19 protein-coding genes are annotated in these 21,936 nt (G+C 33.4%); all 19 read left to right on the top strand.

Annotation, left to right across the window (positions count from 1 at the left end):
• Positions 1 to 37: 37 nt before the first annotated feature.
• The 19 genes from ICJ83_RS00485 to ICJ83_RS00575 all read left to right on the top strand — a co-directional run bounded on the left by ICJ83_RS00485 (position 38) and on the right by ICJ83_RS00575 (position 21,921).
• The gene (locus tag ICJ83_RS00485) at positions 38 to 427 is read left to right on the top strand and encodes a DUF805 domain-containing protein (protein ID WP_188228409.1); all 390 of its coding nucleotides are present in this window, start codon (positions 38 to 40) and stop codon (positions 425 to 427) included.
• A gap of 347 nt (positions 428 to 774) precedes the next feature.
• Entirely contained in the window at positions 775 to 2,316 is a 1,542-nt protein-coding gene (locus tag ICJ83_RS00490; RefSeq protein WP_188228410.1) for an arylsulfatase, read from the top strand.
• A gap of 219 nt (positions 2,317 to 2,535) precedes the next feature.
• Positions 2,536 to 4,107: an arylsulfatase gene (locus ICJ83_RS00495; RefSeq protein ID WP_188228411.1), complete on the top strand. Its 1,572-nt coding sequence runs from the start codon at positions 2,536 to 2,538 to the stop codon at positions 4,105 to 4,107.
• Between the two features lie 168 nt (positions 4,108 to 4,275).
• Positions 4,276 to 5,076: an endonuclease/exonuclease/phosphatase family protein gene (locus tag ICJ83_RS00500; protein WP_188228412.1), complete on the top strand. Its 801-nt coding sequence runs from the start codon at positions 4,276 to 4,278 to the stop codon at positions 5,074 to 5,076.
• 26 nt (positions 5,077 to 5,102) lie between these two features.
• Positions 5,103 to 6,152: an alpha-L-fucosidase gene (locus ICJ83_RS00505; RefSeq protein WP_188228413.1), complete on the top strand. Its 1,050-nt coding sequence runs from the start codon at positions 5,103 to 5,105 to the stop codon at positions 6,150 to 6,152.
• A 26-nt stretch (positions 6,153 to 6,178) separates the two neighbouring features.
• On the top strand, positions 6,179 to 7,087 hold the full coding sequence (locus ICJ83_RS00510; protein ID WP_188228414.1) for an alkaline phosphatase family protein: 909 nt from the start codon (positions 6,179 to 6,181) through the stop codon (positions 7,085 to 7,087).
• A gap of 180 nt (positions 7,088 to 7,267) precedes the next feature.
• Positions 7,268 to 8,497: an outer membrane beta-barrel protein gene (locus ICJ83_RS00515; protein WP_188228415.1), complete on the top strand. Its 1,230-nt coding sequence runs from the start codon at positions 7,268 to 7,270 to the stop codon at positions 8,495 to 8,497.
• A 92-nt stretch (positions 8,498 to 8,589) separates the two neighbouring features.
• Entirely contained in the window at positions 8,590 to 9,534 is a 945-nt protein-coding gene (locus tag ICJ83_RS00520; protein ID WP_223154553.1) for an SGNH/GDSL hydrolase family protein, read from the top strand.
• A gap of 112 nt (positions 9,535 to 9,646) precedes the next feature.
• Positions 9,647 to 10,480 (top strand): endonuclease/exonuclease/phosphatase family protein, encoded by an 834-nt coding sequence (locus tag ICJ83_RS00525; RefSeq protein WP_223154554.1) that lies wholly within the window; start codon positions 9,647 to 9,649, stop codon positions 10,478 to 10,480.
• Positions 10,481 to 10,548: 68 nt separating this feature from the next.
• Positions 10,549 to 11,064 (top strand): hypothetical protein, encoded by a 516-nt coding sequence (locus ICJ83_RS00530; RefSeq protein WP_188228416.1) that lies wholly within the window; start codon positions 10,549 to 10,551, stop codon positions 11,062 to 11,064.
• A gap of 150 nt (positions 11,065 to 11,214) precedes the next feature.
• On the top strand, positions 11,215 to 11,871 hold the full coding sequence (locus tag ICJ83_RS00535) for a hypothetical protein (RefSeq protein ID WP_188228417.1): 657 nt from the start codon (positions 11,215 to 11,217) through the stop codon (positions 11,869 to 11,871).
• Between the two features lie 222 nt (positions 11,872 to 12,093).
• Positions 12,094 to 12,306, top strand: a complete 213-nt coding sequence (locus ICJ83_RS00540) for a hypothetical protein (RefSeq protein ID WP_188228418.1) — start codon at positions 12,094 to 12,096, stop codon at positions 12,304 to 12,306.
• A gap of 124 nt (positions 12,307 to 12,430) precedes the next feature.
• On the top strand, positions 12,431 to 12,934 hold the full coding sequence (locus ICJ83_RS00545) for a peptidase associated/transthyretin-like domain-containing protein (protein ID WP_188228419.1): 504 nt from the start codon (positions 12,431 to 12,433) through the stop codon (positions 12,932 to 12,934).
• Between the two features lie 80 nt (positions 12,935 to 13,014).
• Complete coding sequence (locus tag ICJ83_RS00550) at positions 13,015 to 13,635, top strand: hypothetical protein (RefSeq protein WP_188228420.1); 621 nt, start codon at positions 13,015 to 13,017, stop codon at positions 13,633 to 13,635.
• Between the two features lie 141 nt (positions 13,636 to 13,776).
• Positions 13,777 to 16,140 carry a PDZ domain-containing protein gene (locus ICJ83_RS00555; RefSeq protein WP_188228421.1) on the top strand — a complete coding sequence of 788 codons (2,364 nt, stop codon included), beginning with the start codon at positions 13,777 to 13,779 and terminating at the stop codon, positions 16,138 to 16,140.
• A 349-nt stretch (positions 16,141 to 16,489) separates the two neighbouring features.
• A complete protein-coding gene (locus ICJ83_RS00560; protein ID WP_188228422.1) occupies positions 16,490 to 18,571 on the top strand; it encodes a M48 family metalloprotease in 2,082 nt (693 codons plus the stop codon).
• Between the two features lie 19 nt (positions 18,572 to 18,590).
• A complete protein-coding gene (locus ICJ83_RS00565) occupies positions 18,591 to 19,274 on the top strand; it encodes a DUF4919 domain-containing protein (RefSeq protein ID WP_188228423.1) in 684 nt (227 codons plus the stop codon).
• Positions 19,275 to 19,305: 31 nt separating this feature from the next.
• Entirely contained in the window at positions 19,306 to 19,944 is a 639-nt protein-coding gene (locus ICJ83_RS00570; protein ID WP_188228424.1) for a YdeI/OmpD-associated family protein, read from the top strand.
• 72 nt (positions 19,945 to 20,016) lie between these two features.
• Complete coding sequence (locus ICJ83_RS00575) at positions 20,017 to 21,921, top strand: DUF4139 domain-containing protein (protein ID WP_188228425.1); 1,905 nt, start codon at positions 20,017 to 20,019, stop codon at positions 21,919 to 21,921.
• Positions 21,922 to 21,936 lie beyond the last annotated feature (15 nt).

A 21,936-nucleotide genomic window follows, 5' to 3' on the forward strand; every position in this document is an offset into this window, starting at 1 on the left:
TACCCTAATAATTTGTAATCAATTTAACCCAAATCTTATGAAATGGTATTTGAAAGTCGTAAAAGAAAATTACGCCAATTTTAACGGAAGGGCACGTCGTAAAGAGTATTGGATGTTCGTTTTGTTCAACATGCTTTTTACTTATGCAATTGCTTTTTTGTCTGGACTATTAGTAACACTAACCGATAATGTTGCTTTAGCTTTTATCTATGTAATATACCTTTTGGCTGTATTTATTCCATCGTTGGCAGTGGGCGTTCGCCGAATGCATGACGTTGGTAAAAGTGGCTGGTATTTATTAATCCCAATTTATAGCTTTATACTGGCAGTTACAGAAGGTGATCGCGGTGTAAACAAATATGGTCCAGACCCTAAAAATGAAAACATTGAAGAAATAGACCAGATTGGACAAGTACAAGTAGACTAACTTTATAATAATTCCAAAATGACCCCATAATTTTTATTATGGGGTTTTATTTTTTCTTATGTATCCAGAACTTCTACTGTTTAATCCCTAAACCAGAAAATTGAATCCATAAACCAAAATTATTTCAGTTATTCCAGCCACCATTATTAGCACAGAAAACACCTACGGCAAAAGGATTTTACAGATGATTAAACGTATCTTAACCTAAACTAAATATTAAAATATTAATTAATTAAAAAAAAATCATTATTTTTAAGAAAACCATTACAAATAAATTTTTCTATAAGGTTACAATTAAAAGTTAGTCACTTTTTATTTTTTATCAACCTTTAACTTTTTTAATCATTATGAAATTAAAATCCTTTGCAACAACACTATTTTTATGCGTTACAATGAGCGTTTTGGCGCAAGACAAACCCAACATTCTAATTATCTTTCCAGATGATGTCGGTTGGAGTAACGTAAGTGCGTTTGGCAATGGCGTTATGGGATACACAACCCCCAACATAGACCGCATTGCTAAAGAAGGTGCCATGTTTACAGAGCACTACGCACAACCTAGTTGTACTGCTGGACGGGCAGCATTAATAACCGGACAATACCCGATAAGAAGTGGTATGACTACCGTAGGACGCCCAGGAGCTGAACTAGGACTAAAAAAGGAAAGTCCAACATTGGCCGAAGTTCTTAAGGAGCAAGGCTATGCTACAGGACAATTCGGAAAGAATCATTTAGGCGACAGAAACGAGCATCTTCCAACAGTGCATGGTTTTGACGAATTCTTTGGAAATTTATACCATTTAAACACGCAGGAAGAGTTTGAGCAAAAAGACTACCCTCAAGACCCAGAATATTTCAAAAAATATGGAACAAGAGGCGTGCTTCATACCTGGGCAACAAATAAGGATGACCAAACGGTGGATCCGAGATTTGGAAAAGTTGGTAAACAAAAAATTGAAGATACAGGTCAACTATCTAGAAAAAGAATGGAAACCGTTGATGAAGAATTCAAAGAAGCTATGATGGATTTCATCAAAAGATCTAAGTCGGATGACAAACCTTTCTTCGCTTGGTTTAACCCAAGTAGAATGCACATGTTTACACGACTGAAAGAGGAAAGTCGCTATCTAGCTTTACCACACACTACCGAACATGATTTTTACGGAAGTGGGATGATAGAACATGACATGATGGTTGGTGAGATTTTAGATGAACTAGAGGAAATGGGATTACTAGATAACACTATCGTTGTTTATTCTACTGATAATGGTCCTGAGCACAGTGCTCGTACTCATGGTGGAACCACCCCTTTTAGAGGTGAAAAAATGACTACTTATGAAGGTGGTGTTAGAGTCCCTACCATGGTTATGTGGAAAAATAAGATTCCTGCAGGACAAAGGCTTCAAGGTATTCAATCTCATATGGATTTCTTTACAACACTTGCCGCAGCAGCAGGAGTACCTGATGTCGTTGAAAAAATGGATAAAGAAAAAAAACAATATATCGATGGGGTAAACAATCTTGATTATTGGTTAGGTAAAACCGATAAGAGTAACCGAAACAACTTCATATATTATCACGAATCAGATATTAGGGCGGTAAGAATAAATCAGTGGAAAATGCATTTCCAAACAAGTGAAGATTATTATGCTGTTTATGTGAAACAAAAATTCCCAATCATGTATAATATCCATTTCGACCCTTACGAAAGTTTTGATAATTTAACCGATAGGTCGGACATGCTTCAACGTAAGCAATTTATTAACGAACCTATGCAGGAGCTTCTTGCTGAACACATTAAATCGTTAGTAGAATATCCTCCTGTACAAAAAGCTGCTAGCTTTGACTTTTCTGAAATCATTAAACAATTACAGGAAGGCAAACAATAAACAATTTTCACAAAAAAAGCCGGAGTAAATGCTCTGGCTTTTTTTCATTTAATAAATCCTTTTTATTTTAAATTTTATTAACCAAAACCAATTTAATAAGCAGCCAATCAAACAATAAAAAAATTGTATATTTAAAGAACCAACAAAACAATTCTTCAAAAGAGTATAGCCAAAAGTTATTCACTTTTAAAATTTATTAACCTAATTTAATATTAACTTATGAAATTAAAATCCATCGCAGCAACACTATTTTTATGTGTTACAACGGGCGTATTCGCTCAGGACAAACCCAACATTTTAGTTATTTGGGGTGACGACGTAGGTTGGCAAAACGTAAGTGCCTATGGTATGGGTACCATGGGGTATACCACGCCAAATATTGACAGAATTGGAAATGAAGGTATACGATTTACAGACCATTATGCACAACCGAGCTGTACTGCTGGTAGAGCATCATTTATTACTGGGCAATACCCTATTAGAAGTGGTATGACCACAGTAGGACAACCTGGAGACGCACTCGGTCTGCAAGCTGCTTCGCCTTGTCTTGCCGAAGTATTAAAAGAAGAAGGCTATGCTACGGGACATTTTGGAAAAAACCACCTTGGTGACCGAAATGAACATTTACCCACGGCGCATGGATTCGATGAGTTTTACGGAAATTTGTACCACTTAAACACTCAGGAAGAGTCAGAGCAACGAGACTATCAGAACTTTGCTAAAGCCTATTCGGGAAATTTAGAAGAATATGAGAAAAAATTTGGAACTCGAGGTGTCATTCACTCATGGGCAACCGATAAAGAGGATAGTACAGACGACCCGCGCTTTGGAAAAGTAGGCAAACAACGTATTGAAGACACAGGGCCATTAACTCAGGAACGCATGAAAGACTTCGATGGAGCTGAAGTAATTCCTATGGCCGAAAAATTCATGAAGAAAGCCAAAGACGATAAAAAGCCCTTTTTTGTTTGGTTAAATACCTCTAGAATGCACCTATATACCCGTTTAAATGAAAAATGGCGTTATGCAGCTGAAAATTATACTTCTGAAGCAGATGTTTACGGTAGCGGTATGCTACAACATGATCATGATATAGGCACCGTATTAAAATGGTTAGAAGACCAAGGTTTAGATGAAAATACAATTATATGGTACTCTACCGATAATGGCCCCGAACATAATTCCTGGCCACATGGAGGAACAACCCCATTTCGCGGAGAAAAAATGGGAACTACCGAAGGTGGTGTGCGCGTACTTAGTATGGTAAAATGGCCAAACGTTATTAAACCTGGACAAGTTTTAAACGGAATTCAAGCACATATGGATATGTTTACATCATTAGCTGCAGCTGCCGGAGTAGAAGATGTTGCCGACAAAATGATGAGAGAGAAAAAACAATATATAGATGGCGTTAATAATCTGCCGTACTGGAAGGGCGAGACCGATAAATCGGAGCGTGATATGTTCTACTATTATTACGAAAGTAAATTAAATGCGGTCAGGATGGGACCTTGGAAATTCCATTTCAATTATAAAGAAACCTATTATGGTAATATTCAACCAAGGACTGCGCCTCTGATATTTAACTTAAGAATGGATCCTTTTGAAAGTTATGATAGTGAAGACGCTTACGGGCACCTGATGCAAAAAGTATCCTGGTTAATGGCTCCTATGGGAGAACAAATGGGTAAACACATAAAAACGCTTATCGATTACCCTCCTGTACAAGGTGGAAAAAGTTTCGATATGTCTAACGTAATGGATGCTGTAGTTAAAAAAGGACATCAGTAATTTATGTTGATATAAAGTCAAAAAAGTTCGGGCTGTTGCCCGAACTTTTTTTGTTAAAACATACTGTTTAAAAACTTCATAAAACAATTTATCACGAATTATTTCACTTTTAGTATCTTGAACAAATTTTATAGTTAAACAACTAACACAACCAACAATACCCTAATTATGATTAAATTAAAATCAATACTATTACTTGTTTTTCTATTTAACATTCAAATTATCTGGACACAAACTTCAGTTGATAGTTCTAAAGTTATACGAGTACTTTCTTTTAATATTTTACATGGTGCAACAACTAAAGGAGACTTTAATTTAGATGTATTAGCGCAAGTTATAAATGATGCTAAGCCCGATTTTGTTGCCATGCAGGAAGTTGATTTTAAAACTAATCGAGCTAAGCAGTTAGATTTAACTACCGAACTTGGTTGGCGTACAAAAATGGCTTCTGTTTTTGGAAAGGCAATGCCATTTGACGGCGGTGAATATGGTGAAGGTGTATTATCTAGATATTCCTTTATTTCAACTAAAACCAATGCCTTACCTTATCTTGCAGGAACTGAACCCAGAGCCGCATTAGAAATAACTACTACTTTACCTTCCGGAGATACTATTTCATTCATTGGCACACACCTCGATCATTTAAAAGAGGAAACCAACAGAATAGCACAAGCTAAAAAGATTAACGAGATTTTTACTTTAAATGAACATCCAACACTTTTAGTGGGTGACTTAAACGCAACACCAGGAAGCACACCTATAAATATACTTGAAAGCAGGTGGAACGCTTCATATAAAAAAAATAATCCAGAACCTACCTACCCCTCTAGTAGTCCTAAAATAAAAATTGACTATGTCATGTATTATCCCAAAAACCGATGGCGTGTTCTAAAAACTGAAGTCATAAAAAACACCATTGCATCCGACCATTGTGCATATCTGGTAACATTAGAACTTTTGGACAAATAATACTTAAACAACTGCCAATTCAACTCATGAGAAATCCTTTATTATTAATTATTGCTACCTTGTTTTTTCTTAATTGTTCAACAAAAAAAACAAGTATTCTTCCAGTACCTTCCAATTCACCAAGTAAATCTCAGTTAAAACAAATAAACAGAAAATATGGTATGTTCATACATTTTGGCATTAATACGTTTCACGACATGGAATGGACCGATGGAACAAAGCCTGCCTCATCATACAAACCTACAAATATAGATGCCGAACAATGGATAAAAACTGCAAAAGATGCCGGTATGAAATATGTTATTTTAATTACTAAACATCATGACGGCTTTTGTCTTTGGGATAGTGAATTTACCGATTACGATGTTTCTAATTCAGGAAATAGAACCAATGTTATAGAGGAGGTTGCCAAAGCTTGCAAAAAATACAATATTGGTTTAGGTCTTTATTATTCGCTATGGGACCGACATGAAAATGGTGATGTAAATGATTTAGCTTTGGATAGCACCTACAATTCGTACATGATAAAACAATTAAACGAACTTATCGACATTACTGAAAAACATACAAAGCTTGTAGAATTCTGGTTCGATGGTGGATGGAAAAAAGAAAATACCCGTTGGCCAATACAAGACATTTATCAAACGATTAAATCTCGAGAGGCTGAATGCCAAATTGGTGTTAACTGGACGATTGGATTACCTGAAAATCCAGACCATCACGCCGTATTACCAAAGGATCAAAAAGAAGGGTACCCGATAAGGTATTTCCCTAGTGATTTCAGACTTGGCGATCCTTATTTACCTGCCAAGAACGATCCTAAATTATTTACTAATAATGGAAAACAATATTATATGCCTTGGGAATCTACTGTGTGTATAAGTCAGCGATGGTTTTACAATACTACCGACACTATTTTTAAATCAGTTAATGAGCTTGCTAAATTATATAAAACAACAACGTCTCAGGATAATATTTTAATACTAAACTGCCCTCCGAATAGAGATGGGAAACTAAGAGAAAAAGATATTAAAGTATTAACAGAATTAAGAAACGTGCTAAATATTACTCATTAGAAACCAAATTCGAAAAAAATCATAAAATGAAATTCTCAAATATTACCTTATTTCTCATTTTTATTAGCGCCTTTAGTTGTTCAGTTGAAAGTAACAAAACTAATAGAGTTATAATTATTGGTATCGACGGATTAAGTGTAGAAGGATTTAAACAATCTCATCACCCTAATTTAGATTCTCTTTTAGTAAACGGGACACTGTCACTCAACACGCGCTGTGTTATGCCCTCAGTAACCTCACCCAACTGGACAAGTCATTTAACTTCGGGAGGTCCTGAGCAACATGGTGTCACCTCTAATTCATGGGAAATTGATAATCAAAATTTTCCTCCCATTGAACAAGATAGTTCAGGTTATTATCCATCAATCTTTAAAGTTTTAAAAGACCAGGTACCAAATATTAAAACAGCCTATTATTATAACTGGGGAAATTTGATTAATTCGATAAACCAGACTTATTTAGATGACATTAGTTTTGAAGAAAATGATGCCTACAATGCGAATTATAATAAGGCTTTTAATTTTATCAAAAAACACAAATCGAACCCTACACTCCTATTTTTGTATACAGTTCACGTAGACCATGCCGGACATCAATTTGGCTGGATGTCGCCTGAATATATTAATGCCATCGAGACCTGGGATGTGGGATTTGGAAAACTTATCAATAATTTAAAACAAGAAGGACTTTACGATGAAACAAATTTTATTGTTATTTCCGACCATGGCGGGCATCCGGATTCTGGGCATGGAGGGCAATCCATTGACGAAATGGAAGTACCATGGGGTATTACGGGACCTGGCATTATTAAAAGCAAAAAATTAAACGAGCCTAATAGCAATGCCAATACGGCAACCGTTGTTTCAAGAATTTTTAACTGTAACGACACCCCAAAATCGTGGATCGGAAAAGTACCAGATCATATTTTTGAATAACCCGTAAATTGATTCAATAATTCTTTCTAGCAAACGACATTTATAAGGTTAAATTATCCCATTATTTTCAAATCATTAATTATTAAAAGATGTAATATTAGTTATATTTACATCTTTTTTTTTTAATCAAAACGATTAGTAATAACGCTAATTATACCAAATCTTATTTACTGCATTAACATGAAAAAACACCTAAAGTTCGTATTAATTTCTCTTTTAACCCTAAATTCTTTTGCGCAAATCAGTTTTGAAAAAGCCTATTATATTGATAATACAGGCAACAAAATAGAGTGTCTGATTAAAAATAAAGACTGGCGCAACAATCCGACTGAATTTGAGTATAAATTGACTGAACAATCGGAAGAAAAAGAAATAACTATTGCTTCTGTGCAGGAATTTGGCATAAACAATAATTTAAAATATATCAGACAGCAAGTTGAAATGGACCGTTCCAGCGACGAGGTTAAGCATCTGGACACCAGAAGAACACCCCTTTATAAGGTTGAAAAAGTCTTCTTGAAGGTATTGGTTGAAGGCAGTGCATCTCTTTATAAGTATACCGATGGTAACCTAATACAATTTTTTTATGCTAATATCAATTCTGAAATAAAGCCATTAGTTTATAAAAAATTTAAAACCACTAGTGGCTATATAGGAGAAAACACGCAATACAGAGAACAATTAGCGAACACCCTTATTTGTGATGGATATAAACAAAATAAGATTAAAAAGCTTAAATACACTAGCAGCGATTTAATAGCGGTTTTCACCGAATATAATAACTGCAAAAATGGAGGCATTAAAAATACCGAGGTTAATAAATCGAAACAAAAAAAGGATGTATTCAATTTAACATTAAGACCACGCATAAACAACCAATCTTTTAAAATAAGAAACCTTAATTATATTACAGATCGCGAAGCTAATTTAGGTTCTAAAACAACTTTTGGATTTGGTATTGAAACAGAATATATACTCCCATTTAATAACAATAAATGGTCTGTTATTTTCGAACCTACCTATCAATATTTTAATTCCGAAAACACCTTTAACTCTAACGATCCCAACCGAGAAAAAACAGTTATTAATGTAGATTATACCTCTATCGAATTACCGCTTGGTTTAAGGTATTACATCTTTTTAAAAGATAATTCTAAATTTTTCTTGAACGCTTGTTTTTTAAATGATATTAACTTCAACTCATTAATAAAGTTTAGCGAAGTAGATGGCACTCAGGTTGGTTATAACGAACCTCTTGAAAATAATCTTAATTATGTGTTTGGCGCAGGCTATAAGTTTTTGAATAAATTTAGTGTTGAATTAAGATACCAAACTGGCAGACACATTGTTTACACAACTTCCTCCAGTTATAAAACAGCAGCAGTTATTTTCGGATACACACTTTTTTAGTACATTACTTGAAATAAGGCAATACTAAAATATATAGTTAACCGAACTTAAGTAATAAAACAAAAGTCTAATTTGAAAGCGTAAATAAGAAAATGGTCATTTATAAAACCAAAAATCTGATTACCATTATAGGCCTCATGGTCATGCTGAGTTGGTATGATACCTGTCACTCCCAAACGTTCAAGATAAACAACGATATTAAGCGTATTGTTTTTTTAGGAAACAGCATCACGTATCAAGGCAAATACATTGAATATATTGAAGCTTATTTTATAACACATTACCCTGATAAACAATTCGAATTTATTAATGTAGGCTTACCAAGTGAAACAGTTTCCGGACTTTCAGAACCAAATCATGCCCAAGGCGCATTTCCACGTCCAGATTTACATGAACGACTCCATCGGGTACTATCGAAAACCAAGCCCGATATGGTTTTTTCATGTTATGGTATGAATGATGGCATTTATTTACCCTTTGATGAATTAAGATTTCAGAAATTTAAAGAAGGGATCCATTGGCTACATCGTGAAGTTATAAAGTCTGGCTCTAAAATAGTTCATATTACGCCTCCCATTTTTGATGAAAGAAAAGGTAAAGCTTATGCCAACGTATTGGATTTATATTCCGATTGGTTAATTAGTAAGCGGTATACCGATAACTGGAATGTTATTGATTTACACTGGCCCATGAGAAAGGAACTGGAATCACAACGATTAATAAATACAGATTTTGTACTTGCCCAAGATGGCATTCATCCTAACAATTATGGTCATTTCATTATGGCGTGTAACATTTTATGGGAACTTGATGAACACCTGTCAAGTGCTTCATATGGATTTGAAAATTTTCTTTCTGAGTATTCAAATCGTGATAATATCTTGAATCTTGTCCACAAAAAACATGTTTTAATGAAAGACGCCTGGTTAACCGATATCGGACATAAACGCCCAAGAATGACCATAGGACTCCCACTAAATGAAGCATTAAAACAGAAAGACTCTATTAACAAAGCGATAAAATTACTCATTGATTGACAAATATTATTAGCTATAAACTTCATAACAAATTGATTTCATCACATCGAATTATAATATGTAATTTTATCTTGTACTAAGCAAAACTATTATTCAAAAAGAATTTATCATCATGACCAAAAAAGTTCACCAAATAGTGTCATTGCTTCTATTGTATTGCAGCTTGTCACTACAAGCACAAACGACTGCCATGTCATTCAATATAAGATACGACAACCCTAACGATAAAGAAAATTGGTGGGAACATCGTAAAAGCGATGTTTGCAAACTTATCAACTACTATCAGCCAGATTTTTTAGGAATTCAGGAAGGCTTAGAGCATCAGGTTGCTTTTTTGAAAAACAATACGGCTAATTACAATTTTATAGGAGTAGGTCGTGATGACGGAAAAATGAAAGGCGAATACTCCGCGTTATTTTTTAACGATAGTAAATTCGAATTGCTTCAGGAAAAAACATTTTGGCTTTCAGATACCCCAGATAAAGTCTCTGTAGGCTGGGATGCTTCAATGGAGCGTATTTGCACTTTTGGCAAGTTTAAAAATAAAAACACCAAGAAGATTATTTATGTTTTCAATACTCACTTCGATCACATCGGCGAAAAAGCTCAGGAAGAATCGGCAAAATTAATTCTGAAAACCATAAAAAAATTAAAAATCAAAAAAGATAAACTTATCGTAATGGGAGATTTAAATAGTGAGCCCGAAAGCAAACCTATCCGTCTTTTAAAATCAAAACTGGATGATGGTTTAGAAACTGCTAAAAAGGCTTTTTACGGCCCTGTTGGCACCTTCAATAACTTCGACCCAAATGCTATATTAAAAAATCGTATAGACTATATTTTCACTAAAAACATAAAAGTTTTAAGCTACAGGCATATTGATGACAGACGCGGCAATAATCTTTGTATTTCAGACCATTTACCTATTTTTATAATAGTAGAATAACTAAAACAAAATTTGTATCTTTATAATAACCAGTCTCCCAAAACTTGAACACTTTAAAAGTATTCTGTATGAAAAAGTTTTGGCTCGTTATTCTGTTTCTAATCGCATTCGGTTTTTCTAACCCTATAAAAGCTCAGCAAGGTTTTCGATTTGAAGCCAATTTAGGCTTTCCTTTAGGAGAATCGAGCGACTACTTTTCTTATGTTTTACAAGGTAACTTCTTCTATTTATGGAACATAAAAGACAATGTAGATGTGGGGCTTACAACAGGTTGTATCATTTTTTTAGGTGAAGGTAATAACGCCGATGGTTCTCTTGGCTTATTTAGTTCTATACCCGATGTTTATTTACCAATAGCCCTGAGTGGTAGAATTGAAATCATACCAAGATTAAAGGCAGGATTAGATATAGGATATTCCCTTAGTGCTAATATGGAAACCAAAGATTCTGGAGGGTTATATTTTCGGCCTTTAGCAACTTATAAAATTAAAGAAAAACTTGCCATAGTATTCTCCTATGCTCAGATAAGCGAAGATGATTATAATGCCACTTCCTTAAGCATTGGTATTAACTTCTGGTTTTAAAGCATTCTTAATAATAACTTCTTGCATTCCTTTGAAAACGCCTACTTTAAAAGTCTTTTTTTATTCGAAAATACTAGAGATTTAGTCTTTGTAATTACAGAAAAGGATTATATATTGTAAGAATATTACAAACAAACCATCTCGTCTACTATGTATCATATCATTAAAACGCTGGGCATAGCGTTAATTTTCACGATTTTAAACAGTTGCGGTTCCAAAGGGAAACCAGATAATTTTGATTACGGACACGTAAACGATTACGTATATTCCAACAATTTCTTTAAATGCTCGATGAAACTTCCTGATAATTGGAATATTCAATCTGAAGAATCGACTCAACAAATAATGGAAATGGGAAAAGACATAGTTGCTGGAGATGATGATAAAATGAAAGCAAAAATTACCGCTGCAGAGGTAAATGTAGCTAATCTATTAGCTGTTTTTGAACATGAAATTGGAACTACTTTAGAAGGACAATATAATCCTAATATTATGTTAGTTGCTGAAAATATTAGTCGTGCTCCGTTAGTGAAAACAGGTGCCGATTATTTGTATCACTCGAGAGAATTTCTAAAACAAAGTCAGTTTCAATATGATTACTTATCAGATGAATTTAAATCGGAAAATATAAATGGTACGGAATTCTATAAAATGGAAGCCATGATGCATTATATGGGGTTTGATATTAAACAAATGTACTACTCCACTATAAACAAAGGGTTTAGCTTTAATGTTATTCTATCGTATACCACCGAAGCGCAAAAGCAAGTCTTACTTAAATCGCTCCAGTCGTTACTTTTTGAATAGAAAACGGCTTTCAATTTTCATGAAGATTACTATTATAATAGCGATTTTCATAATATGTGATTCAATTTTTAGATAGGAGAAAAAAACTTAATAGTTTAAATATTAAGATTCAGTTATATAAGAATTTTCTTTAGTGTATTTTATTATTTTCTCATTTTATTTTGTATTAATAGTTATCTTTACATCTGGATTATGCGACGCTAATGTCACAAAACAAATTGAATGAAAAAATACTTCCTTTTACTTCCAGTGCTACTGGTTGGTTTATATGCTAAAGTTCAACTTAAAAATCAAAAAGTCGTTGAAATTTCAATTAAACAAAGCAATGTTGCATTTAGTATTAACACAGAGAACGATCATATAGAAACTTTTACAAATGATGCTTTTGTGTTATACACATCTATAACAAATAACCTATTTTCTACTCAAACATAAATCAAGATAATAGTATTTTAATGATAGGCTGCACCCCGATTAATTATTACACTTTTAGAACAATAAGTTAGAACAGTATTTTACTGCCTAAACACCTTTTAAACAATTAACAAAAACTCTTTTTATGAAAAACAAAATTACATCTCTGTTCTTTGCAGGAACCATTATGTTAGCGACCAGTTGCGCTAGTATCGTAAGTAAATCTAAATACCCGATATCTATAAATAGTATGCCTTCAGAAGCATCTATAACCATTACCGATAAAAAAGGTGTTGAAATTTTTAAAGGACATACCCCTGCCAATTTAAAACTAAAATCAGGTAGCGGATTTTTTGGAAAAGCCCGTTACCAAGTTAAGTTTGAAAAAGAAGGTTACGATACTAAACTTGTTCCTGTTGAATTCAAATTAGACGGTTGGTACTTTGGTAATATTTTAATTGGTGGTCTTCTTGGCTTATTAATAATTGATCCGGCTACTGGTGCCATGTACAAACTAGACACCGAATTCTTAAATGAGACTTTAGCCCCTGTTAGCACGGCTAGTACAAATCATGAAGGCTTAAACATTTACAGTATTAACGACATTCCGAGCAACTGGCAAAACCACCTATCGCTTATATCAAAATAAGAAAAGTTCAATCAGGAGGGAGTAATATTAAGTTATCTACACCCTCCTATTTTTTTCAACATATCAGAATCTATTAAAACATGAATTTGTTCAAATCAGTCTTAGTTGTCGTTACTTGTCTAACTTTAACCAATTGCGCTTCACGTTACAAGCCCCTTAATCCTTCAACCGTAAATTATGTTTCACAAACCGAAAACAAAAATCTAAAACTCGAGTACCGTTATAGTTTATTAGAAAAAAAATACGCAAAAAAAGAAATTAAAAAAGGCGTAAAATTAGTAGCTCTAAAAGTTACTAACAACTCCGATAAAACTATCGTTTTCGGTCAAGATGCAACTTTAAACTATGCAAATGGCACCCCTGTTACCATTTTAAACACCGAAGAAACCTTTAAATCCTTAAAACAACATTCGGCCCTCTATTTATTGTATCTGCTATTAACGCCTGTAAATTTTTACACTTATGAAACCAACTCTTATGGTGTTCAAGAAACCACGAGTTCAACGCCTGTAGGATTAGTGCTTGGTCCTGGTATTGCCGCAGGCAATGTTATTCTAGCGAGCTCATCAAATAAAAAATTTAAAAACGAGCTACAGCAAAACGAGATTATAGGTATGACAATACAACCAGGGGAAACCAAATTTGGCTTAATAGGTTTAAAATCCTTCACCTACGACAGTTTAAAACTGAAGGTTAATTAAATGAAAATATCTCAATTAAAACAATTTTAAAAAGCACCTTTTAGAGGTGTTTTTTTTATCCCTATAAATATATACTTAATGGTATAGTGATTTTTATAAACAGCCTTATATTTACATGCCAATCTAATTATTTCAAATAAAATGCTTTTAAAATCAAAATTATTCATACTATTTTTAACAGGTATCCTTTTTATAGGATGCAAATCTTCAAATAACGACATTTATGTAAGCGTGGCGGGGAGTGACTCGAACTCGGGCACTAAGGATTCTCCCGTTCAAACGATTACTCAAGCCTTAAAAATCGCAAAGTCAATAAAAACCAAAAGTAACAACTCCATTACTATCATGGTAAAATCAGGAGATTACCATTTAACAGAACCGTTGGTTATTACACCTGAATTAAATGACCTTTCTATTGTTGGTGAGTTTAAAGGCCAAGTCAAAATAAAAGGTTCTAAAGTCATAGCAACCCATTGGAAGCGTTTTGATGAAAATATTTGGGTAACAGACCTTACCGATGATATTGATTTTAATCAGCTGTTTGTAAATGGTGAAAAACAAATATTAGCACGTTTTCCGAATTATGATGAAAATGAAAAGTATTGGCAAGGCTATTCAGCAGATGCGACATCAAAGGAACGCATTATGTCCTGGAAAAATCCTGTTGGTGGATTTATTCATGGTATGCACAGTGGGCGCTGGGGTGGATTTCATTACCAAATAACCAATGTAACAGAAGACGGCGAACTAAATCTTTCTGGTGGCCATCAAAATAACAGACCATCAGACATGCATCCGGAGTTTAGAATGGTTGAAAATATTTTTGAAGAACTCGATAGTGAAAATGAATGGTATTATAATTCAAAAGAGAAAAAACTCTATTTGTGGCCTTCTGAAAAAACCAATCTTAATGCTTCAATTATTGAAGCTTCAACTCTTAAACATCTTATCGAAATTAAAGGGAATATAGAAAATCCTGTGGAGCATATAACAATTGAAAACTTAATATTTGAACATACCCAACGTACGTTCATGGAACCATACGATCCTTTACTTCGTAGTGACTGGACAATTTATCGAGGTGGTACAATTACCTTAGATGGAAGTGCGCATTGCATGATTAATAATTGTGAATTCACCAACCTTGGTGGCAATGTTATATTTGTTAACGGTTATAATCGTGAACATACTTTTAAGGGAAACCACATATACAATTGTGGGGCTTCGGCAATTAGTTTTGTTGGTGATGCTTCGTCGGTACGGTCACCTTCATTTCAATATGGTGAATTTGTCCCTGCAAAGGACATGGATACCGTTAAAGGTCCTGCTAATGAATTATATCCAGCCAAATGCATGGTGGAAAATAACCTCATCTATAGAATTGGTCGGGTTGAAAAACAAGTGGCTGGGGTGCAAATTTCTATGGCTATGAAAATCCATGTTAAAAACAATAGTATTTACGATGTTCCCAGAGCAGGAATTAATGTAAGCGAAGGTACCTGGGGCGGCCATATAATAGAATTTAACGACGTTTTCAATACAGTTTTGGAAACCAGCGATCATGGTGCCTTTAATTCCTGGGGAAGAGACCGATTCTGGCACCCTACATACCATGTTATTGATAGTTTAGTTCATGCCAATCCTAAAATGCCTTACTGGGATGCCATGTATACAACAATTATTAGAAATAATCGGTTTCGATGTGACCATGGATGGGATATCGATCTTGATGACGGCTCATCAAACTACCACATATATAATAACTTGTGTTTAAATGGCGGTATAAAACTACGTGAAGGGTTTTATCGAACAGTTGAAAATAATATTATGGTAAATAATGGGTTCCATCCACATGTTTGGTTTGATAATAGCAACGATGTTTTTAAACATAATATTATGATGACCAAACATTTCCCAATAAGACTTAAAGGTTGGGGTAAAGAAGTGGATTATAATGTGTTTCCCGACTCTACCGCTTTGGCTTTAGCCCAAAAAAACAACACCGATATACATAGTGTATTTGGCAATCCATCGTTTGTTTCTCCAAAGGACAGCGATTTTTCTGTTTCTGAAAATTCCATTGCCTTAAACATTGGTTTTAAGAACTTTTCAATGGATCAATTTGGTGTTCAGAAACCAGATTTAAAGCTAATTGCCAAACAACCTGAAATACCAGAACTAATTAGCAAATTAGAAAAAAACTCAAAAACCAACACCTTTAAATGGCTAGGGACCACATTAAAAAACATTGAAACCCCAGAAGAACAATCGGCTTCCGGGCTGTTCGATATGAACGGTATTATCGTGTTAAAAATTGAAGAAAACAGTAAACTATCGCCGTCTAACCTAAAAGAAAATGATGTTATTATTGGTTTAAATGACGACAAAATTAAAAACACTGAAGACTTTTTAAACAAATACCAAGGTGTTAGCTGGCAAGGTCAGATGACTATAACAGTAATTAGAAATCAGCAGCGCATTAAAATTCATGTAAACCTAAAATAGCATAATTTCAAAACATTTAATACAGACTCAAAAACGCTCTTTCGGGCGTTTTTTTTTGTGGTGAAAACTATACCATTAAGAAAATTAAAAAATAGACACATACTTATTAATAATGATAAAATATTCGTTGCAAAATAAAATTGTAAGAATTTTTTCTATATTAGTATTATTCAAAATACACCCTTTTTTATGCTAAACGGTGTACATATATTAAATAAATGAGAAACATCTTTGCTTGTTTGCTATTAGCATTTTTAACCTTCATTAAAATAAACATTTACATGTTTTTTAAACCAATAGCATACGGCAAAAAGTTCGTATTAACTTCTCAAAAAACGTTCAGCTACTTATGATCAAAGACACCGTTAAACTATCGGAAGCATTCAAAGCACAAACTAAAAAAGCGATTATATCCATTTGTTTATTTGTATTCACATACGTTATTATGCTTGCCCTCTCGGTAGGGTTAACCTTATTATGTGTTTATGGCGGTATTGCTTTGATAACAGCTAAACCTACATTAATAACTATTGCATTAGGTATTGGTTTAGCCAGTATGGGCGTATTCATTTTAATTTTTTTAATAAAATTCATTTTTAAATCCCACAAAACAGACCGCTCTCATTTAGTAGAGATAACAAAAGAAAACGAACCTGAACTTTTTAATCTCATCGGAACTATTGTTAAGCAAGTAGGCACAAATTTCCCAAAAAAGGTCTATCTATCATCAGAGGTTAATGCCGCTGTTTTTTATGATTCTAATTTTTGGAGTATGATTTTCCCTGTTCAAAAAAACCTACTCATTGGAGTTGGTTTGGTTAATACCATTACCAAAGCTGAACTGACCGCAATTTTAAGCCATGAATTTGGACATTTTTCACAAAAATCAATGAAAGTAGGTAGCTATGTTTACAATGTAAATCAGGTTATTTTTAATATGCTTTATGATAACGATTCGTATGACAAAATGATTCAGGGGTGGGCAAACGTAAGCGGTTACTTTTCAATCTTTGCCATAATTGCTGTAAAAATTATTGAAGGCATTAAGTCTGTACTTAAAAACATGTACGAACTTGTTAATAAAAACTACATGAGCTTATCCAGAGAAATGGAATTTCATGCCGATGAAATAGCTGCAAGCATAACCGGATACGAACCTTTGAAAAGCTCACTACTAAGAATGGAACTAACCAATCACGCTTTAAATGCGGTATTTATGCATTACGAGAATAAAATAGCCGAGAATGTAATAAGTGAAAATATTTTCAAAGAACAAACCTTCGTTATGAACTTTATTGCTGAGGACAATCAAATTCCAATAAAAGCTAACCTCCCTATGTTGAGCGTTGAAGAAATTAATAAGTTCAACAAATCAAAATTGGTTATAACTGATCAATGGGCATCTCACCCGAGTACTGAAGAACGAATTGAGCGATTAGAAAAAATCATCGACACTTCAACAAATCATCAATTATACACCCCTGCCAACGATATCTTTAAAGACTATAAAGCTATTCAAACAAGATTAACTAAACTGCTTTTTAAAGACATAAAATATGAAACCGAGCCTACGGTTTCTTCTTTTGAAACATTTAAAGATAATTTCACCCAAGAATTTTATAACAATACATTTCCGAAGTATTATAATGGCTATTACGACAATAAAATTCCAGTACAATTTGAACTTCCTGACCCTTCTGAGCATCTTAAAACAGAACATCGTGAGTATCTTTTTTCTGAAGAAAAACTTGACTTAATTTATACAAGTATTGCTTTACAAAACGATATTGATATTTTAAACCAAATTGCAGATAAGTCGATTAACCTAAAAACTTTTGATTATGATGGCATTAAATATTCAAGAAAACATGCCAAAACGTTAATTAATAAATTAAGTTCTGAATTAGAAACTACAAATACTGAAATTAAAGAAAATGACCTTAATATTTTCAAGTACTTCCTTGGATTAGAATCCCCTTTAAGCCAAACATCGACATTAAAAACATTATATCTCAATTTCTTTAAATTTAATGAAGGTTTAGAGACAAAATATGAAATTTACAATAACCTGAATAATGCGTTACAATTTGTTAGTCAGGTAACACCCGTTGATAAAATACGAGCTAATTTTATTAATATACAAGCCTTAGAAATTAAACTAAAGGATCAAATAAAAGCCATTTTAAAAGACCCCAAATTAATATCTGAAATGACCAAAGAGATGACAGATAATTTCGAGGCATACTTATCTAAACAATGGATTTATTTTGGTAATGAAAACTATTTCGACAAAAATCTCCAGATGCTCTACATAGCCATGAATAATTTTATTTACCTGTTATCGAGAGAACAATTTCTTTTAAAGAAGGAACTTCTTCAATACCAAATAGAACTCCTTCCTACGGCACAAAAGTCGGTAAGTAATAACTAATTCTCAAATCTTACAATACATGAAAATAGTCTTTTCCTTATTACTTTGTTCCGTTGTCTTTTTATTACAGGCACAAGATATGACATTTGAAAAACCAAACTATAAGCAAATTAAACGAAATATTGCGAATGAAAAATCTAATTTGTTTTACGACATCTTAATGCAAAAATATAAGAATTCGGACTCTACCCTAAACCTAAACGAAAAAAGACATTTGTACTATGGTTATACATTTCAGGACACCTATTCTGCTTATGCTATTTCCGATTATGAAGATAGTTTAAACGTGCATTTTAAAAACGAGAGTCATAATCCTTTCGTATTACAGGAAATCATTCGGGTGAGCGATTCTATATTAAAAGAAAAACCGTTTAGTTTACAAACCTTAAATGCGCAACTTTATGCCTTTGATAAATTGGGGGATCAGGAAAATTTCAATAAAAAAATAACACAGGCCAAAATTATTTTCGATGCGCTTCTAAGCTCAGGTAATGGGCACTCAAAGCAAGATGCTTTTTATGTTATTTATACGTCACATGAATACATTTTGCTCAATTACTTAGGGTACCAATTTGGAGGCCAGCAAAGTTTAATTGAACATTACGATTTTTTAACTATTAAAAACCCAACTGAAGAACTTGAAGGCTTATACTTTGATGTTAGTCCCTGCTTAAACTCCCTAAATAGTTTATTTAAAAATTAAATAATTTAGCATTAAGAAAATATTTTTTTAAATGACTTCAAATGTTGAAACCTATTTTAATGAAGGTTGTAATAGATGTTCCCTTGGAGGCACACATGGCTGTAAAGTGCATAACTGGATTGAAATACTACAAGCGTTACGCCATATTATTTTAGAATGCGGTCTAACAGAAACTTGTAAATGGGGTGTGCCATGTTACACATATAACAATAATAATGTAATTATGCTTAGTGCTTACAAAAATTTTTGTTGTATTAGCTTTTTTAAAGGAGCATTACTCAGCAATGACCGCGACTTGTTAGTAGCTCCAGGTGCTAACTCGCAAGCAGCTCGTTTACTAAAGTTCACAAAAATAGATCAAGTAAAACAACTAAAACAAAGTATTAAAAGCTATATATATGAAGCGATAGAAATCGAAAAACAAGGCCTTAAAGTTTCTTTTAAAACTCAACCAGAACCACTTCCTGGAGAACTTCTTGAAATATTTGAAACTGACCCACTACTTAAATCAGCTTTTGAAGCTTTAACACCCGGAAGACAGCGTGGATATATACTTTACTTTTCAGCGCCTAAACAATCTAAAACAAGAGTTTCTCGTATTGAAAAATGTACCCAGAACATCCTACACGGCATTGGATTGCATGACAATTATAAAGCTAAAAAAAGATAATGTATTAAAGCCAACAAGAGCCCTTCGAATAAGAAAAGTTTACTATATTTAAAACTAACCATTACAACAGCTATGAACATAAAATTCAATATATTACAATTTCAATTTGTATTAAAACACTTTATTCTGTTATGCTTTCTAATCGCATGGAATTATAATTTCGCTCAAGAATTACAAGAAATATCTCTTAAATCGGAAGTAAGTGCTGTAACTGTTTTTATCGAAGGTGCACAGATTACTCGAGAAAAATCGGTTGATTTAAAACCTGGTATTACTAACATTAAATTCACAAACCTCTCCCCGTTTATTAAGGGCAAAAGTGTTCAGGTTAAAGCTACTGGGAACGTTACTGTATTAGGAGTAAATCACCAACAAAATTATATTGATGAATTAAAAAAGTCGGATGAAGTTATTGCACTGGAAACGCGTGCAGAAGAATTACAAGACAAAATTAAAATTGAAAACACACATTTAGAAATTATCTCTGAAGACATTAAATTTTTAACAGAAAACCGACAAATTGGTGGTAAAAATGAAACCCTTACGGTAACCGATTTAAAAACAACCTCCGATTTTTACAGTAGTAAATTAACCAGTTTAAGGTTAGAAGAAATAGAAAGACAAAAAACATTAAAAAAGCTGCTAAAAGAAGCTAATGATGTGAGCGACCAGTTAAACAGCATAACTAGCAAAAAAGATTTTGCTAATGGTGAAGTCGTTATAAAAATTAAAGCAAACACCTATCAAAAATCTAATATTGCATTAAATTATGTTGTTAATAATGCCGGGTGGTATCCTAGTTACGATATAAGAGCAAAAAACATATCTGAGCCTGTTCAAATGGTATATAAAGCAAATGTAAAACAAGATACCAAAGTCGATTGGAAAAATGTAAAATTGAAATTTTCATCGGCCAACCCAAACCTTTCTGGCACAGCCCCTCAATTAAAAACTTATTTCCTCGATTACCACTCAGCGCCGCCGAGATACAAAACACAAATTAATGAAGTTTCAGGAAGGGTAACCGACCTGAATAACACGCCTCTTCCTGGAGTTAATGTAAATATTGAAGGAACAACAATTGGTACCGTAACCAATTTCGATGGTTTTTACTCACTGGCAATACCTAACAATTCAAGTCGACTACAGTTTTCTTATATCGGTTTTCAAACAAAAACCTTACCCGTTTTTAATTCGACTGTAAATGTAAAACTAACCGAAGACCAATCTCAATTAGATGAAGTGGTTGTCGTTGGATATGGGAAAGAAAATAGAGCTGCTGCCGTAGGGAGTATTCGAGCCGAAAAAATAACTGGATCAAATTTAAACACGGTAAAAAAAACAATACCGCTTCAACAGGTTGAAAACCAAACCACCGTTGATTTTGAAGTTGAAATTCCATACACGATCAACTCTGACAATAAAAATTATGCCGTAGACATGGTTAATTATGAGCTACCAGCGAATTATCAATATTATGCCATTCCTAAAATTGAAAAAGAAGCTTATTTGGTGGCCAGTATTAATAACTGGGAGCAATACAATTTACTTGAAGGTGAAGCCAATATCTTTTTTGAAAATACTTTTATTGGCAAAACCATACTCGATACCAGATACGCAAGCGACACATTGCAAGTATCTCTTGGCAGAGACAAAAATATAAGCATTAACAGAGAAAAGGTTACCGATTATACATCGAAAAAGTTTATCGGAGGGAAAAAGGAACAATCGCGAGCATGGAAAATTTCAGTAAAAAATAACAAATCGAAAACCATTAATATGATTGTTCTAGATCAGGTTCCGGTATCGATACAGGAAGATATTAAAGTTGATATTTTAGAAATATCAAAAGGGAAATTAACCCCAGAAAATGGCGAAGTTAAATGGGAGTTAGAAGTGTCTCCAAATGAGAATAAAGTATTGAATCTATATTACAGTGTTAAATTTCCGAAGAATCAAAACTTAATTATCGAATAAATAGAATCAAAAAAA

The sequence above is a fragment of the Aestuariibaculum sediminum genome (assembly GCF_014596945.1).
In the GTDB taxonomy this organism is placed as follows: Bacteria; Bacteroidota; Bacteroidia; order Flavobacteriales; family Flavobacteriaceae; genus Aestuariibaculum; species Aestuariibaculum sediminum.

Coding starts and splice junctions, on each gene's coding strand:
- ICJ83_RS00510 (WP_188228414.1), top strand. CDS start 6,179: ATGAAATTCTCAAATATTACCTTATTTCTCATTTTTATTAGCGCCTTT.
- ICJ83_RS00505 (WP_188228413.1), top strand. CDS start 5,103: ATGAGAAATCCTTTATTATTAATTATTGCTACCTTGTTTTTTCTTAAT.
- ICJ83_RS00565 (WP_188228423.1), top strand. CDS start 18,591: ATGAAAATAGTCTTTTCCTTATTACTTTGTTCCGTTGTCTTTTTATTA.
- ICJ83_RS00560 (WP_188228422.1), top strand. CDS start 16,490: ATGATCAAAGACACCGTTAAACTATCGGAAGCATTCAAAGCACAAACT.
- ICJ83_RS00520 (WP_223154553.1), top strand. CDS start 8,590: ATGGTCATTTATAAAACCAAAAATCTGATTACCATTATAGGCCTCATG.
- ICJ83_RS00545 (WP_188228419.1), top strand. CDS start 12,431: ATGAAAAACAAAATTACATCTCTGTTCTTTGCAGGAACCATTATGTTA.
- ICJ83_RS00490 (WP_188228410.1), top strand. CDS start 775: ATGAAATTAAAATCCTTTGCAACAACACTATTTTTATGCGTTACAATG.
- ICJ83_RS00570 (WP_188228424.1), top strand. CDS start 19,306: ATGACTTCAAATGTTGAAACCTATTTTAATGAAGGTTGTAATAGATGT.
- ICJ83_RS00550 (WP_188228420.1), top strand. CDS start 13,015: ATGAATTTGTTCAAATCAGTCTTAGTTGTCGTTACTTGTCTAACTTTA.
- ICJ83_RS00485 (WP_188228409.1), top strand. CDS start 38: ATGAAATGGTATTTGAAAGTCGTAAAAGAAAATTACGCCAATTTTAAC.
- ICJ83_RS00495 (WP_188228411.1), top strand. CDS start 2,536: ATGAAATTAAAATCCATCGCAGCAACACTATTTTTATGTGTTACAACG.
- ICJ83_RS00525 (WP_223154554.1), top strand. CDS start 9,647: ATGACCAAAAAAGTTCACCAAATAGTGTCATTGCTTCTATTGTATTGC.
- ICJ83_RS00555 (WP_188228421.1), top strand. CDS start 13,777: ATGCTTTTAAAATCAAAATTATTCATACTATTTTTAACAGGTATCCTT.
- ICJ83_RS00515 (WP_188228415.1), top strand. CDS start 7,268: ATGAAAAAACACCTAAAGTTCGTATTAATTTCTCTTTTAACCCTAAAT.
- ICJ83_RS00500 (WP_188228412.1), top strand. CDS start 4,276: ATGATTAAATTAAAATCAATACTATTACTTGTTTTTCTATTTAACATT.
- ICJ83_RS00535 (WP_188228417.1), top strand. CDS start 11,215: ATGTATCATATCATTAAAACGCTGGGCATAGCGTTAATTTTCACGATT.
- ICJ83_RS00575 (WP_188228425.1), top strand. CDS start 20,017: ATGAACATAAAATTCAATATATTACAATTTCAATTTGTATTAAAACAC.
- ICJ83_RS00540 (WP_188228418.1), top strand. CDS start 12,094: ATGAAAAAATACTTCCTTTTACTTCCAGTGCTACTGGTTGGTTTATAT.
- ICJ83_RS00530 (WP_188228416.1), top strand. CDS start 10,549: ATGAAAAAGTTTTGGCTCGTTATTCTGTTTCTAATCGCATTCGGTTTT.